The 15,263-nt window shown below is 71.5% G+C and carries 16 protein-coding genes; 2 read left to right on the plus strand and 14 right to left on the minus strand.

The window, feature by feature from the left end:
* Positions 1-189 precede the first annotated feature (189 nt).
* From O7621_RS17950 to O7621_RS17965, 4 genes are all read right to left on the minus strand, one after another.
* Positions 190-792: a general stress protein gene (locus tag O7621_RS17950; protein ID WP_282230333.1), complete on the minus strand. Its 603-nt coding sequence runs from the start codon at positions 790-792 to the stop codon at positions 190-192.
* 131 nt (positions 793-923) lie between these two features.
* Positions 924-2,339 (minus strand): glycoside hydrolase family 6 protein, encoded by a 1,416-nt coding sequence (locus tag O7621_RS17955; RefSeq protein ID WP_282230334.1) that lies wholly within the window; start codon positions 2,337-2,339, stop codon positions 924-926.
* Positions 2,340-2,504: 165 nt separating this feature from the next.
* Positions 2,505-3,287, minus strand: a complete 783-nt coding sequence (locus O7621_RS17960; protein WP_282230335.1) for a VOC family protein — start codon at positions 3,285-3,287, stop codon at positions 2,505-2,507.
* Between the two features lie 121 nt (positions 3,288-3,408).
* A complete protein-coding gene (locus O7621_RS17965; protein ID WP_282230336.1) occupies positions 3,409-5,562 on the minus strand; it encodes a SpoIIE family protein phosphatase in 2,154 nt (717 codons plus the stop codon).
* 144 nt (positions 5,563-5,706) lie between these two features.
* Here O7621_RS17965 and O7621_RS17970 point away from each other — a divergent pair, with 144 nt between their 5' ends.
* Complete coding sequence (locus O7621_RS17970; RefSeq protein ID WP_282230337.1) at positions 5,707-6,594, plus strand: hypothetical protein; 888 nt, start codon at positions 5,707-5,709, stop codon at positions 6,592-6,594.
* A 39-nt stretch (positions 6,595-6,633) separates the two neighbouring features.
* Here O7621_RS17970 and O7621_RS17975 read toward each other — a convergent pair whose 3' ends face one another.
* From O7621_RS17975 to O7621_RS18005, 7 genes are all read right to left on the minus strand, one after another.
* Entirely contained in the window at positions 6,634-7,011 is a 378-nt protein-coding gene (locus O7621_RS17975; RefSeq protein ID WP_282230338.1) for a DUF6401 family natural product biosynthesis protein, read from the minus strand.
* A 17-nt stretch (positions 7,012-7,028) separates the two neighbouring features.
* A complete protein-coding gene (locus tag O7621_RS17980) occupies positions 7,029-7,250 on the minus strand; it encodes a hypothetical protein (protein ID WP_282230339.1) in 222 nt (73 codons plus the stop codon).
* 88 nt (positions 7,251-7,338) lie between these two features.
* Positions 7,339-7,593: a hypothetical protein gene (locus O7621_RS17985; protein ID WP_282230340.1), complete on the minus strand. Its 255-nt coding sequence runs from the start codon at positions 7,591-7,593 to the stop codon at positions 7,339-7,341.
* 162 nt (positions 7,594-7,755) lie between these two features.
* The gene (locus O7621_RS17990; protein WP_282230341.1) at positions 7,756-8,220 is read right to left on the minus strand and encodes an SRPBCC family protein; all 465 of its coding nucleotides are present in this window, start codon (positions 8,218-8,220) and stop codon (positions 7,756-7,758) included.
* A 42-nt stretch (positions 8,221-8,262) separates the two neighbouring features.
* A complete protein-coding gene (locus tag O7621_RS17995) occupies positions 8,263-8,673 on the minus strand; it encodes a DUF2795 domain-containing protein (RefSeq protein WP_282230342.1) in 411 nt (136 codons plus the stop codon).
* 29 nt (positions 8,674-8,702) lie between these two features.
* Complete coding sequence (locus tag O7621_RS18000; RefSeq protein ID WP_282230343.1) at positions 8,703-9,641, minus strand: YihY/virulence factor BrkB family protein; 939 nt, start codon at positions 9,639-9,641, stop codon at positions 8,703-8,705.
* Positions 9,638-11,080 (minus strand): aldehyde dehydrogenase family protein, encoded by a 1,443-nt coding sequence (locus O7621_RS18005; RefSeq protein WP_282230344.1) that lies wholly within the window; start codon positions 11,078-11,080, stop codon positions 9,638-9,640. Before O7621_RS18005 ends, O7621_RS18000 begins: the two co-directional genes overlap by 4 nt.
* A 69-nt stretch (positions 11,081-11,149) precedes the next feature.
* Here O7621_RS18005 and O7621_RS18010 point away from each other — a divergent pair, with 69 nt between their 5' ends.
* Positions 11,150-12,754, plus strand: coding sequence for an NAD(P)/FAD-dependent oxidoreductase (locus O7621_RS18010; RefSeq protein WP_282230345.1), 1,605 nt, complete (start codon positions 11,150-11,152; stop codon positions 12,752-12,754).
* 29 nt (positions 12,755-12,783) lie between these two features.
* Here the strand turns inward: O7621_RS18010 and O7621_RS18015 are convergent, their stop codons facing one another.
* From O7621_RS18015 to O7621_RS18025, 3 genes are all read right to left on the minus strand, one after another.
* Complete coding sequence (locus tag O7621_RS18015; RefSeq protein WP_282230346.1) at positions 12,784-13,269, minus strand: hypothetical protein; 486 nt, start codon at positions 13,267-13,269, stop codon at positions 12,784-12,786.
* Between the two features lie 138 nt (positions 13,270-13,407).
* Positions 13,408-14,778, minus strand: coding sequence for a hypothetical protein (locus tag O7621_RS18020; protein WP_282230347.1), 1,371 nt, complete (start codon positions 14,776-14,778; stop codon positions 13,408-13,410).
* Positions 14,775-15,212, minus strand: coding sequence for a hypothetical protein (locus O7621_RS18025; RefSeq protein ID WP_282230348.1), 438 nt, complete (start codon positions 15,210-15,212; stop codon positions 14,775-14,777). The genes O7621_RS18020 and O7621_RS18025 overlap by 4 nt, the downstream gene beginning before the upstream one ends.
* Positions 15,213-15,263: the final 51 nt, after the last annotated feature.

Raw genomic sequence — 15,263 nt, forward strand, 5'->3', positions numbered from 1 at the left:
CGGTAGGCAGCAGGTCTCGTCCGTGAATCCCGGAGCCGTGCCACCTACGGGTGTCGCCGCAGCAACCGGGTACCCGGTCCGCCCCACCCAAACACCGTTCCGGGAAGAGCAAAGTGGCGGGGCAGCAGCACCCCGGGTGCTGCTGCCCCGCCACTTTGCTCGTGATCTCCTTGCTGGGGCCGCTCCTCGTCAACGGGATGGGTGTCCGGCCGGCTGGGTCGACTCCTGTAGCACCTGGTGGGCCCGGTCGGCGTACTCGGCGTCGACCGTCACACCGTACTGGCTGGCCTGTAGCAGGCTGCGGGAGGAAAAGTCCCGCCGGCCTCCGGTCATGGCGTGCGCCACCGCACCGAACACGGCACCCCAGACCGCACCGATCACCACGGCGGTGACGATGATACCCAGCCAGTTCACCACCGCGAAGATGCCGATCAGCAGGCCGATGAACAGGCCGAACCAGGCACCGGTTCCCGCGCCGGCCAACGCCGCCCGGCCGGTGGTGAGTCGGCCGGTGACCTCCTCCACCAGCCGGAGATTGGTGCCGACGATGGCGGTGCGCTCCACCGGGAACCGGTTGTCCGACAGCCGGTCGACGGCGCGCTGCGCGGAGGCGTAGTCCGGATAGCTGGCGACGGTCACGCTGGTCCGCGCGGGACCGCCGTCCTGCGGTGCGGCGCCGGGCGCGGTGGCTGGTCCGGCTGGTCCGGCCGGCAGGTTGCTGGCCGGGAAGTTGGCGGTGTCGCCGAACATGCCCGGCGACGGATTATCCGTACGCGTCGTGGATCTGGTCATGTTTGGCCTCCTCTCCTCGGCAGGAGTGCCCGGTGAGCCGCCCGGGTAACCCGTTCCCCGCACGGACTTCGGCCCCCGCCCGGTACCGGGCGGGGGCCGAAGGGTGCCTGTGGATCCTGACTCGTTGTGCGTCAGCTCGCGCAGGCCGCGCCGTTGAGGGTGATGTTGCTCAGCGGCGGCAGGGTGCTACCGGAGAAGGTCCCCTGGAAGCCGATGCTGACGGTGGCACCGGAGGCCAGCGAGCCGTTCCAGGCAGCGTTGCGGACCGTGATCTGGCCGCCGGACTGGGACCAGTCACCGTTCCAGCCGTTGCTCAGGCTGACGTTGGATCCGGCGGAGAAGGCGAGGGTCCAACTGCTGACCGAGCCACCGGTGTTGGTGATCCGGATATCCCGGGTGAAGCCGCCGGGCCACTGGTTGGTGGTGTAGCTGACGCTGCAGGCGCCGGCCGGCGGGTTCGTGGTGGGTGGCGGAGCGGTGGTCGGCGGCGGTGCCGTGGTGGGCGGCGGAGCGGTGGTGGGCGGGGGTGCCGTGGTGGGCGGTGCGGTCGTCGGCGGTGCGGTGGTCGGCACAGGGCCGGCCGCAATCGCCAGATCGTACGCCCGCTGCGGCACGAACTGGCCCGCGTTTGCGATGCAGCCGTCAGCCTCGCCGGGCAGCTTCACCCAGAGGTATGCCTCGATCTTGCTGTCGCCGGTGTTGGTGGTGCTCGCCGTGCCGATGGCCCGACCCTCCGGGTCGCACCACTCGGAGCCGAGCGGGCCGTTGCCGTTACGGCTGGTGTCGATGACTGCGGTGAGGTGGTTGGCGCCGGTGGCGCTGATGACCGCCTTGACGTAGTTGACTGCCTCGCTGGTGCTGCGGTAATTGGACACGTTGCTGGAGATGCCGTCCGCGCTGTTCGCCACGTCCGCACCGACCAGCAGGCCTGCCATCGTCGACGGGGCGTGCCAGGCCGAGTGTCCGGCGTCGAAGAACACCTTGGCCTGGGACGATCCCGCCTTGAGTGCCCTGCCGGCGTAGGCCATCGAGGCGCGTACCTCGGCCTGCTCCGACTGGCTCATGCAGGTGCCCATGAGGGCGAGCACGTCGGGCTCGAGCACGATGTATGCGGGCCGGTTGCCGAGCCCGGCCGCGACCTGGTCGACCCACTGCCGGTAGGCGCTGTGGTTGGGCGCGCCACCGCTGCTGTGGTTGCTGCAGTCGCGGTTGGGGATGTTGTAGACCACCATGATCGGGATCTTGCCGGCCGCTGCGGCGGCACCCACGAAGGCGTCGACCTGGCCGCGTACCTCGCTTGGGTTGTACTGGGTGAACCAGCGGCCCTGGGGCACCGAGGCGATCCGGTCGCGGATGACATTCGCCCGGTAGTCACCGGGGTTCGCCGCCACCCAGCGGGCGGCCGAGGTGTCCGGGTCGACGTAGAAGGCGGAGTCGGCGGCCTGGGCTGCCGTGGGCTGCAGCAGCCCGACACCGACCGCGGTGGCCGCTGTGAACGCCATGACGGCGGCGGCGCCAGCTGCGGTGAGCGCAGATCTTCTGCGCATGCGTGCTCCCTCCGGGTAGGGACGATATATTGAGAGCGTTCAGTGGAAGCGCTCCCATAGATATCGACCACCGTACGGGGATGTTGCTGATATGTGAAGAGCCTGTGACGCCAATCGTTCCAAAGATGGCCTAAAGTGAAATATCTGACCCGCTGGTAGCCTGGGTCAGCCCAGCGGCGTGCGGAACTCCGGACGCAACGCGATGATCCCGAACGCGGCACCGAACGGGTCGGTCAACTGTGCGTAGGCGCCCGGACCCGCCTGGTACGGACCAAAGGAGACTGTCCCGCCGAGCGCCTGGCAGCGCCGCACCGCCGCCTCGCAGTCGTCGACCTCGAAGGTCGTCCGCCAGTGCGCCGGGACCTGCGGCGGGTACATCTCGCCCATCTCGATCAGCCCGGCCACCTCGCTGGTCTCCCGCAACCACTCCTGATATCCGGACCCTTCACTGTAGATGCTGGGTCGCGTGGTCCACCCGAACACCGAGCCGTAGAAGGACCCGGCGCCGGCCACGTCCCGGGTGGCGAGTTCGTTCCAGCAGGTAGCGCCGGGCTCACCGGTCACCTGTGCGCCGGGGAAGGTGCCCCGCTGCCAGAGCCCGAGCACGGCGCCCTGCGGATCGGCGATCAGGGCGCAGTGGCCCCGCTCGGCGACCTGGGCGGGCGGCGAGAGTGTCGATCCGGCGGCCCGGTGCACACTCTCGACCGTCGCGGCCAGGTTGTCCGAGGCGAGGTAGGTCAGCCAGGCCGCCGGCTGGTTTGCGGCGAGGGCGGGGGCGAGTCCGGCGACGGCCATGTCTCGCAGGTGGAACTCGGCGCCAATGCTGTTCGGCAGGTCGACCGGCTTCCAACCGAACAGTTCGTGGTAGAAGTCGCTCGAACCCGCGGTGTCGCTGGTGCGTAGTTCGGACCAGCAGGGGGTTCCCGTGGCGTAGCCTCTGATTCGCACCGCTTTGTACCTCTTCGCGTCATATATCCTATTGGCGTAGTCAGTTACCGTACGCCACGGAGACGCCCGCCGCGACTCGGCCGAATGGCCCAATTTAGATCACTATGGGTAAACACTGGGGTTACGAGTTGATCGGCAACATTATCTCGAACCACACCGTTGAACCGCGTACCGAGGGGTCGGTGCCCCAGGTGTCGCTCAACTGCTCGATGAGACCCAGGCCCCGGCCACGGCTACTCAACGTGTCGATATGTGCCCGACTGACCGTGCCCCGGGTGCCACTGTCAGCAACCGAGACGAGCAGTCGTTCCTGGCTGAGATCGATCTCCACGCGCGCCTCCGTACCGGCATGCAGCAGGGCGTTCGTGGTCAGCTCGCTGGCACAGAGCACCGCCGGACCGATCACCGATTCCGGAACCTGCCACCCGGCCAACTGGTCGGCCAACCAGTGCCGCACCCGGCTCGGTGCGATCGGCTCGGCAGGAACCAGCAACCCCGCCGACCGGCTCGGCGCGGCCGCGTGCTCCACCGCGAGCACCGCCACGTCGTCGTCCGTGGTGCCCGGCACCGCCGCACTGGCCACCGCGCAGAGGTTGCGCGGATCGCTGGTGCTGGTCTCGGCGACGGCTGTGGCCAGAGCTGACATCCCGATGCCGAGATCCTGACCGCGTCGTTCCACCACGCCGTCGCTGAACATCAGCAGCGTGTCGCCGGGGCGTAGCTCGACCCGGGTCGGCCGCCGTGGCCCGGCCAGGCCAAGCGGCGGTCCGGGCGGTACCGGGACGAACTCGGCGCTCGCCGTGGTCGACGACCAGCGTCGGATCAGCGGAGCGGGATGACCAGCGCTGGCCACCGTCAATCCGCCGGTCGCCGGATCCAGCACCCCGTACAGCACGGTCACGAACAGCTCCTCGTTCCGGCTCTCCGCGCCCAGGCTGTGCACCAGCCGGTCCAGCCCGTTCAGCACCGCCGTCGGCTCCGGTTCGGCCAGCGCGAGCCCGCGCAGCGCGGCCCGGACCTGGCCCATCAGCGCCGCTGCCCGCACATCGTGTCCCACGACATCGCCGAGCACCACGGCCAGCCCGCCATCGGGCAGCCGGAACGCGTCGTAGAAGTCCCCGCCGGCCGAATTGCCGTCCACCCCCGGGTCGTAGCGTGCGGCCAACCGCAGCAGCGGCAGATCCGGCAGTTGCTCCGGCAGCATGCTGCGCTGCAGCAGTTGAGCCGTACCGTGCTGGGTCTCGAACCGCCGGGCCCGCTCGGCCGCCTGAGTGACCAGCTCGGCGACCGCCGAAAGCAGCGCCCGTTCGGCCGGCGCCCACGAATGTGGCTCGCGGTACCCGAAGGTGATCCCACCGCGGAGCGATCCGGCCCGCAGCGGCAGGGCGGCGAGCGCCGTCACCAGCTCGTCGTGCCGGTCCGTGGCGTACCTGGCGAGCGGGCGGCCCTCCCCGGCGAACCGGGGGACACCGGTGCCGGCGACGGTGGCCAACGGGGTGGGAGCGTCCCGGGGGATCCGTCGCCACACCGGCGGCAGTCGCTCGTCGGCTTCGTCGAGCAGTTCACCGCGGACCCGGCGGACCACTCGCCATCCGCCGCCGTCGTCGATGCCGAGTGCCACCTGGTCGACGTCGAGCGAGGCCAGACCGTACCGCAGCGCGACCCGGGCGACGTCGTCGAGGGTGAGCGTGCCGGCCAACGCCGAGGTCAGCTCGCTGAGGCTCTGCAGCCGGTGGGTGATGGTACCGGTCTCGGTCGCGACCGAGAGCATTCCGACGATCCACCCGTCGCTGTCCCGCACCGCGGAGTAGCCACGGGTGAAGGCCGTGCCGCCGAACAAGCCTGACTCGCCGGTGCCGAACGGCGCCACAGCCTCCGACTCGAGGAACGGCTCGCCGGTGCGGTAGACCCGTTGCACCACGTCGCCGACGCCCGGCCGGTGCCATGCGTCGGCGAACACCGCGGCCGCGGGTTGGGCGAACGCCTCCGGGTGCTTGGCACCGAGCAGCTCCGCGTAGGCGTCGTTGTAGATCATCAGGAAGTCGTCGCCGTAGAGCAGGGCCATCGGCACCGGTGAAGCGAGCACCAGCACGACCGCTGCCCGTACCGCCGGATCCCAACCATCCAGCGGACCGAGCGGTGTGCCCGCCCAGTCGTGCCGGTCGACAAGTCCGGCCGGTACGGCGCTGTCCGGGTTGGTGCCGGCCGGGGTGGCTGAACGTGCAGCCGGAACCCCCGACGGGGTGTCCCGGGTCTGCCCGGCGGTGCCTGCCATGGGGGGCAGCCTATCCGGGGGCCGCCGTCGGTGGGTGGCGTGGACCGGCGCCAGGTGGGTATGCGGGCCGGCGGTAGGCGATGCAGCGCGTCCGTACGACAACGAGGCGACGCATCGGTAGATGAGCCGGAAAGGGGGGACCGGATGTCCTCGACGTACGCGTCGGCGCAGGTCGACATCGGCAACGCGCTGACTGACATGTGGCGGTCCGTGATACTTTTCGTACCCCGGGCCATCGCGTTCATCGCGATTCTGGTGGTCGGATGGTTGATCGCACGGGCAGTGCTGAAGGGCGTCGACAAGGCGCTCGAACGGGTCGGGTTCGACCGGGCGGTGGAACGCGGCGGCATCGGCAAGGCCCTGGAACGGACCCGATACGACGCCAGCGACATCCTGGCCCGGTTGGCGTACTACGCGGTGCTGCTGTTCACCCTGCAGTTCGCGTTCGGAGTCTGGGGGCCGAACCCGATCAGCGACCTGATCAGCGCGGTCGTGGCGTGGCTGCCGCGGGCGTTCGTCGCGATCGTCATCGTGGTCGTCGCCGCTGCCATCGCAACCGCGGTCCGTGACCTGGTGTCGGGGGCGCTCGGTGGGCTCTCCTACGGACGCCTGCTGGCCACCGCCGCGTCGGTGTTCATCGTCGCGCTCGGCGTCATCGCCGCGCTGAACCAGGTCGGTATCGCCACCACGGTCACCACCCCGGTGCTGATCGCGGTGCTCGCCACCATCGCCGGCGTGCTGATCGTCGGGGTCGGCGGTGGCCTGGTCCGACCCATGCAGCAACGGTGGGAGGGCTGGCTCACCCGGATGGCGGAGGAATCGCAGGCGGTGCGGGACAGTGCCCAGGCGTACCAGGCTGGCCGGGACGACGCCGGTGGCCGGATGAACGAACCGACGCAGGTCATCCCGCAGACCCAGCAGGCGCCGGCGATGTCCGGCGGTCGTGAGGCGGCCAGCGGCCGGGGCGCGGCCGGGCCGGGCGCCGACCGGCCGGGGGGCATGACCGGACCGGGCGGGACCTCCCGCAGCTGATCCGTCCGGTCGGGCCGGGAAGCCAGTACGGGGCCGGGGTCAGCGCGGGGCCGCGCCGCTGATCCCGGCCAGCTGGCAGACGGCGACCAGCCGCAACGTCACCCAGTCGACCGTCGTCCACTGGGTGGTCGGCCCGACCACCGGGGGGCGCCAGCCGGCCTCGGTAGCCGCGTCGCGCACCCCGTCGGCGTACCGCGCCAACGTCACCGGGCTGAGCGGGCGCAGATCGGCGAACAGCCGGTCCCGGACCGCAGCGGCGTGCTGATCCAGCTCGGCCAGCAGGCCGGGCTGGACCGCTGCGGCGGCCAGGCCGGCCGCACCGAGCGAGGCGTGCAGATCGGCCAACGAGGTCTGCGCCGCCCTTCGGGCGGCCGGGGCGGCCAGTAGGCCGTGCGGGGCAGCGGGGAACGGACTCATGTACTGTGCCTGCCCGGCTACTCGACGCGTCGGTTGTCGGCCGGGGCCGGGCGGCGGCGGGCCGCGTCGTCGGCGATGATCACCGCGGCGACCATCAGCGCCACGCAGACGCTGAACAACCAGGAGTCGTCCGGCAGCAGGTAGGCGGAGACCGGCGCCTGGATCGCGGTCAGCAGGAAGCCGAGCCAGGCCCAGCGTCGCTGGCGCGGCGTGAGGAATCCGAGGGCGGTGGGGCGCATCCGAAAAGTCTCGCTCGGATGATCCCCACCGCCGTCAGCCGATCGGCCGAGGATGGCTGACCGATGCGTCAGCGACCGACTGGCGAGATCAGTGTGGGCCGGTCCGGCCGGTGGTCGAGGGCCGGTACGGCCGCTCGGGGTCGGTCGTCGCCGGTCCGCCGGGGCGGCCGCCGGCCCGGTCGACCGCTTCCGCGCCGTGGCCGAACTCCTCCTCGGCTGCGGCATCGTTGCCGGTCATGTCGTCCACCTCACCGTCGCCCGCTGGTGCGGCGACCGCCCGCTCCAGCTCGCGGACCGGCAGCCGGTCCTCGTCGCGCCAAACGTCGTCCGCGGAATCAGTCATGCCGGTCGGGTTACCCGGCCGGGCTGCCGACAAACGCGGCTGGGGCGGGCGGGCCGGTCTCGGCCCGCCCGCCCCAGCCGTCAGACCCACCGACCAACCGGCTCGGGAGGATTCACCGTCGGCCGGTGGGCGCTGTTCCAAGTCGGGCAGTCGGTCGAACTGTCACGGCTGCGGTCGAGGAACCTCGCCACGCCAGGCGCCGGTCTCCACACCATGCCGGCTCTCAATGAAATCCTTGAAGCGCTTCATGTCGCCCTTCACTCGGCGGTCCACGATGCCAAGCTTGTCGCCGGCCTGCTCCGCGATTCCCTCCGGGTCGAACTCCATCTGTGCGGTGACCCGGGTGTGGGTGTCATCCAGTCGGTGGAACGTGATCACACCGGCCTGCTTCACCCCACCGGTCGCGGTCCAGGCGACCCGCTCGTCGGGAATCTGCTCGGTGATCTTCGCGTCGAACTCACGCGACACCCCGGCAATTTCGGTCGTCCAGTGCGTCAAGGTCTCCGACACCTGGGTCACCTCGGAAACGCCCTCCATGAACTGAGGGAACTCCTCGAACTGCGTCCACTGGTTGTACGCGGCGCGAACCGGCACCGCGACGTCGACATACTCGGTCACTGCTCCCATGTGAGTCCCTCCTCTACTTCCGCCGGGCCGCGGGCGGCGCGGTCACCAGCGGGTCGTCTCGTTGGCATGGCCCAGCTCGGCCCACACCTCGGACACCGTCTGGAACGTGCGACCCGGCGGCAACTGATCGATCTCGTCGAGCACGTCGTCGGGCGCCTCGTTCTCCAGCGCGCTGTCGCGCAGCATGCTGCGGTCGCCGGGTAGCGCCGAAAGGTTGATGTAGCGGCCCAGCCTGCTCCGCTGCTCGACCTCCTCGCTGGTCATGCCCTGCGGCGTACCGGAGCGGTTGTCGCCGGCCGGAACCGCAGCCGGCTCCGGCTGGTCCTCGCCCGGGGGCTCCGCCTCGTGCCACTCCTCGGCCCGGCCTCCGGTGGTGCCCTGCGTGGTCCCACGGGTGTCGTGGGCCATGCTGTCGTCCACCCGGGGACTGTGCTTGCTGTTGCCGCGTTCCATAGCTGTTCGACTACCCGTGACCGGCGTGGCTAAACCGGCGTACGTGGCGGGAGCACCGGGTCGGCCGGTTCCGACTCGCCGGCCTGGGCGGCCCGGCCGCGCTGCAGCTCCGCGTTGATCTCGACGCCCAGCATCACCGCCAGGTTGGTCAGGTAGAGCCAGACCAGGAACGCGATCACCGCGCCGAGGCTGCCATAGGTCACGTCATATGAACCGAAGTACGCGACGTAGGTGCCGAATCCGGCGGAAGCCAGCGCCGCCAGCAGTAGGGTCACCACGCCGCCGACGGCCAGCCAGCGGAGCTTCGGCTGGCGGACGTTGGGAGCGAACCAGTACAGAAGAGACAAGAGGGTCGTGACGATAGCGATCAGCACCGGCCATTTGAGCAGGCTCCAGGCGGTACGTGGGGACTGGCCCAGGCCGATCCGGTCACCGAGCGCGTCGGTGACCGGGCCGCTGACAATCAGCATCACGGCGACCAGCGCGAGCAGCACCAGTCCGGCGGCGGTCAGCCCGAGCTGCTGCGGCTGCAACCGGTAGAAGGGGCGACCTTCGGCCACCCCGTAGATGGCGTTGGCAGCTCGGGTGAACGCCCGCACGTAGCCCGACGCGGACCACAGCGCGGCCACCAGACCGAAGCTGAGCAGCACACCGGCGGAACTGCGCTGGTCGACCACCTCGTGGATGACGTCGACGAAACCCTCGTCGCCCACCACTGCTCCGGCGCCGAGCTCCTCCGCCAGGCCGACCACGGTGTCCACCGTGCGTTGACCGTCGGAGACCAGATTGACCAGCGCGACGACCACGATCAACGAGGGGAACAACGCGAGTACCCCGTAGTAGGTCAACGCAGCGGCCCAGTCCACGCAGTTGTCCCGGACGAACCGGCGTCCGCTGCCGACCAGCACGGCGCGCCAGGTGGTCAACCGGATCTCGCGTAACCGCGTCGGCCGGGCCGGACCGCTCACCAGCGGCCGTCCGGTCCACCCGGAGCCTGCAGATGCAGCACCTTGACGACGGTCATCTCGTCGAGCAGTTCCGGTCCGAATCCGAGGCCCTCCCCGCTGCCACGCCGGGGGTGCGCGGCACCACCCGGCGCTCCGCCGAACACCGAGTTGATCTTCACGGTGCCCACCGGCAGTTCACGCCAGGCCCGTTGCGCGTGGTCCATGGAACGGGTCAGCACGGTCGCCGACAGACCGTACGGGGAAGCCGCTGCCCGGGACAGCGCCTCGTCGAACGACCCCACCGTCATCACCGGGGCGACCGGGCCGAACGTCTCCTGCCGCATCACCGCCATGTCGTCGGTGCACCCGGTCAACACCGTCGGCGGGTAGAAGGCGCCGGGCCCGTCCGGGATCCGCCCGCCGCACCGCGCCGTCGCCCCGGCCGCCAGCGCCGCCGAGACCTGGGCGTGCACCCGGTCGCGGTGTCGGCGGTCCACCAACGGACCCAACTCGGTGTACGGGTCACGGGCCGGCCCCAACCGCATCCCCGAGCAGTGCCCGGTGAGTTCCTCGACGAACGGCTCCGCCATCGTGCTGTGCACGTAGATCCGCTCCACGCTGACACACACCTGACCCGAGTTGGCCAACGCACCGGACGCCGCCTGCTGCGCGGCCCACCGCGGATCGACGCCCTCGTCGACGATCAGCGCGTCGCTGCCGCCGTTCTCCCGCAGCACCTTGGCCCCGGTCCGGGCGCCCGCCTCGGCGACCGCCCGCCCGGCGTCGGTCGACCCGACATGGGCGACCAGGTCCACCCCGTCGGCGGCGGCGATCCGGGCACCGATGCCCCCGTCGCCGGTCAGCAGGGCGAAGACGCCGTCGGGAACCTCGTCGGCGACCAGCCGGGCGAGCAACGCGCCGGTCGCCGGGCAGCGTTCACTCGGCTTGTGCACCACCGTGTTGCCGGTGACCAGCGCCGCGCCGAGCAGCCCGCAAGCCACCGCCACCGGGTCGTTCCACGGTGTCAGCACCGCCACCACGCCACGCGGCACGTACGCCATCAGATCCAGGGCGGCCGGATCGCCGGCCAGCGCCCGACCCCGGTGCACCGGACCCAGTTCGGCGTACTGCCGCAGGGTCGCCACGCCGGCGGCGATTCCGGCTCGAGCCCCGGCCAACGGCTTGCCCATCTCCGCGCTCTGCGCCTCGGCGACCTGGTCGGTGGCGGCGGCCAGAGCGTCCGCGATTCGCCGCAGCGCGGCGGCCCGCTCCGCCGCCGGTGTCGCAGCCCACCCCGGTGCCGCCTCGCGGGCCGACTTCACCGCGGTGCCGATGTTCGCCTCGGTGGCGACCGGGCTGCGGCTGACCGGGGTGCCCTCGGACGGGTCCTCGACAACGATTTCGGCACCGTCGCCGAACCGCCCCCACACGCCGTCGATGAACTGCTCCACGTCGTACATCCGGCAGTCGTTCCCGAAGGCCGCGCCGGTAAACGTTTGGCCGAGCCCGGCCGGGGTAGCCGCGCGGAGATGGCAGACACGAATGTGGAGACGGCGGACGCCGTCGTCATCGGCGCCGGACACAACGGTCTGGTCGCCGCCAACCTGCTCGCCGACGCCGGTTGGGACGTGCTGGTGCTGGAGGCGGCCGGGGCGCCGGGCGGCGCGGTCCGGTCCGCCGAGGTGACCGCTCCCGGCTATCTCAGTGACCTGTACAGCTCGTTCTATCCGCTCGGGTTCGCTTCGCCGGTGCTGCGGGAACTGCGGCTGGCCGAGTTCGGGCTGCGCTGGCGGCACGCTCCGGACGCCTTCGCCCACCTGCTGCCGGACGACCGGGCTGCGGTGGTCAACCTGGACCCCCGGCGGACCGCCGAGTCGCTGGAGACGTTCGCCGACGGCGACGGCGAACGCTGGCTGTCGGCGTACGCCGAGTGGCGGGCCGTGTCGGCACCGCTGATCGACGCGCTGTTCACCCCGTTTCCGCCGGTGCGGGCCGGCGCCGCGCTGCTGCGCCGGCTCCGGAGCGCCGGATCGCTGCGGCTGGCCCGGCGCCTGTTACTGCCGGTCCGCCAGCTCGGCCGGGAGACCTTCGCCGGTGCCGGCGGTCCGGCGCTGCTCGCCGGTTGCGCGCTGCACACCGACCTGGCCCCCGACGATGTCGCGTCCGGCGTGTACGGCTGGCTGCTGACCATGCTCGGTCAGGAGATCGGCTGGCCGGTGCCGGCGGGCGGCGCGCAACGAATCACCGACGCGCTGGTCGGCCGGCTGCGTTCCCGGGGCGGACGGTTGGTCACCGGCGCCGCCGCCGGCCGGGTGCTGATCGCCCGTAGCCGGGCGGTCGGCGTGCGGACCGTCGACGGCCGGCTGTGGCAGGCGCGGCGGGCGGTGCTCGCCGACGTTCCCGCTCCGGCGCTGCTGCTCGACCTGGTCGGCGCTCGGTGGCTGCCCACCAGGATGGTGGACGACCTGCGCCGGTTCCGGTGGGACGGGTCGACGGTGAAGGTCGACTGGGCGCTCGCCGGCCCGATGCCGTGGCGCAACCCGGCGGTCGCCGGGGCCGGCACCGTGCACCTCGGGGCCGATCTGGACGGTCTGACCCGGTACGCCGCCGCGCTGGCCTGCGACGAGGTGCCCCGCGACCCCTTCCTGCTGCTTGGCCAGCTCACCACCGCCGACCCGCAGCGGTCGCCGGCGGGCACCGAGTCGCTGTGGGCGTACACGCACCTGCCGCACCGCACCTCGTGGCAGGCCGAGGAGATTTTCGAACACGTCGCGCGGATGGAGGCGGTGCTGCACCGGCAGGCACCGGGCTTCGGTGCCCTGGTCCGGGCCCGTCACGTTGCCGGTCCGGTAGATCTGCAGGAGCACAACCCGAGCCTGGTAGGGGGAGCGGTCGGTGGCGGCACCTCGGCCGCGTACCAGCAGCTGTTCTTCCGGCCGGTGCCCGGCCTGGGCCGCGCGGACACCCCGGTCGACCGGCTCTTTCTCGCCTCGGCGTCGGCGCACCCCGGCGGCGGGGTGCACGGCGCGCCCGGGTCGAACGCAGCGCGGGCGGCGCTGGCCCGCGACCGCGCGGTGACCGGGCGGATGTACGGGGCCGTGGTGTCGGCGGCGCAGCGCGCGGTCTACCGCTGAGCCGGTGGCCGAATCGAGTGGCCGACCGGTCAGTCGATGATCATCCGGGCCCGGCGACGCCGGGGTGGTTGTGCCGGCACCGGTGGGGGACCGGATGGGGCCGGCGCCGACGGCACCGGGCCGACCGGGCCGGGCAGCAGACCCCACCCGGTGGTGTCCTGCTCCGCGGCGGCGCTCTGCCGGATCGACAGGTGGACATGTCCGGTGTGCGGGTTGCTCCCGGTGTACGCCCGTCGCCGCCAACCGGTGGCCCGGTTGGCGATCTGCCGATCGAAGATCCAATACTGGGCGGCGGGGTGTGTCTGGAACGCGGCCAGGAGCGTCGGTACGTCGATGCCGTCCCGGTCGACGTCGATCGCGTCGACACTGCCCCGCGCGTTGGGATTGTGGTCCGAGGTCCGGGCCGCATGCGCGGCGTCGCCGATCCAGCCGTCGGACCTGCGGTCCCGGTCCGGCCACCGGGCGTCGATCTCACTCCGCAGCACCCGCAGCGAAGGTGCCAGGTAGTACGCCATCTGCCCTCCCGCTCGCCGGCGGTCGGCGACGACCGTCCCCGTCCGCGTCTGGCTACTTAGAGTAATCGGGTGGGTCGCCCTGCGCGACGCGGACAGGTCCCGGGGCGGGTGTCGGATCTCCGGCTGGAACCGTCGGGGTCACTGGCCGGGGGGACGCGGCCAGGATTCCTCGACCGGTGTCGCGGTCGGTGCCGGAGCTGCCGGTGCGCGGGTCGCCGCCGGTGGTGGTGACGCCGTTGCTGTCGACGGTGTCGCCGGCTGGGTCTCCGGTGCGACAGCGGGCGTGGCGGACTGGTCCCGACTGGTCGGCGCGACCCACAGCGGGGCCTTTGGCAGCAGCGACCGGAAGTCGAACGAGCACTTGTTGCAGGACCGCAGTGCTGACTCCGTACACCGGTCGCCGCACTGCCGGCAGAAGGTCACCACCGACTCGTCGGCTGACAGACCCTGGCAGCGTGGGCAGGCGAAGGCCGGACCCTTGGTCTGGGCCAGCCGCCCGGCCAGCACGAACGGACTGATCACCGCACCCACCGTGGTCGCCAGGTCGCGGGTACGGCGGTTGCGTTCCTGTAGGCGCTCCAGTTCGGGGTTGACGATCTTTTCCAGCTTGCAGGTCGTGCAGATCAACAGCGTCCGAACCGGGAGCATCTCCCGTAGCTGGGCCTGCTGATGCAGGAACGTCACGACCGGCACGTCGGCCGGGTCCACAGTGAACCGGAACGGCGTCGAAGCGCCGGCCGGGGCGGCTGCCGCCGCGATGTACTCCTCGACCCGGTACACCAGCCCCTGGATCTGGGTGACGAGATTCGCCGGCATCTGTCCGGGCCGGCTGGTGATCAGGGTACCGACGGTCAGCATCCCGTCGGCGAGCTGGGTCGGCACCTCGGCGACCGTATCCGCAGCGACGAAGGTGAACGTGCCCGCCCCGGTCCGGCTCACCGGGGCACCCTTTGCCGGGTCGGTCCCGTCGAGGAACCGGGTGGTGTGGCGGGAGATCAACGAGCCGGCCTGGGCCGCCCACCCGGCGGCGTTCTGCATGGCGGCGACGTCTCCGGTCCCGGTGTTGCGCCACCAGCCGGCGAAGCCGCCGGCGGCCGCCGGGTCGAGCCGGGCCAGAGCGGCGTCGACGGTGGCCAGGACGGACCCGAAGACGTCCTGGTAGACCGCGGTCGCACCCCAGTTACGCCCGACCTTGGCCGGCCAGCGGTCGCTCACCTGGACGGTGACCCGGCAGGCGGCCGGGTCGGCCTCCAGGCCGATCTGCAACTGCACCGGCATCCGGGCCGGTTGCAAGGTGACCGCACCGAGCTTGGAACCGCGTACCGCCTGGATGACGGTGAGCTGCTCGGCGGTGAGCTGGAAGCCCAGGTTCCGTACGACGGCGAGAAGATGCTGCCGCACGACGGCGAGCGGAGCGGCGACGGTCCGCTCCGCTCCGGCGGCGAGCTGCCCGGCCTGCCGATCATCGCCGCCGGCCGGTGCCCTGCCGTTGCTGTCTGCCCAGGTCATTCCGCGCCGAATCCGGTGTCGAAGCTGCTGCCGGAGTCGTAACCGCTGGTGCTGTCGTACGCGCTGATCTCAGCGGCTGCGGCGTCGACGCTGTAGTCCGTCGCGGCCGCGTAGTCGCTCGCCGTACCGGCCTCGTCAGCCGCCAGCGAGTACTGCCGGTCGGCCGCCTCGAGTGAGGCGGTCGGGTCGAAGCCGGCGGCGACGCTGTCCGCCGCGTTCTGCAGGTGACCGTCGGCAGCCTGGCTCCACGAGTCGCTTACGTCGGCGTGCCAGTCGGACCACTCCTGGTCGGCCACGGCCTGGTCGAGATGGGTCTCTACCGCACCGGCGACCGGCTCGGGCAGCGTGGTCGAGCTACCCGTGAAATCCGTCGTGCCGGTGTCGGCGCTGGTGTCGCTGATCAGGTAGTCGTCCCAGCTCGAATCGGTTGTCATCGACCGCCACCTCCTGGTTGGGCGCGGCGGTCGCCGCCGCCCCATGATCGT

It is taken from the genome of Solwaraspora sp. WMMD937 (genome assembly GCF_029581175.1).
GTDB lineage: Bacteria > Actinomycetota > Actinomycetes > Mycobacteriales > Micromonosporaceae > Micromonospora_E.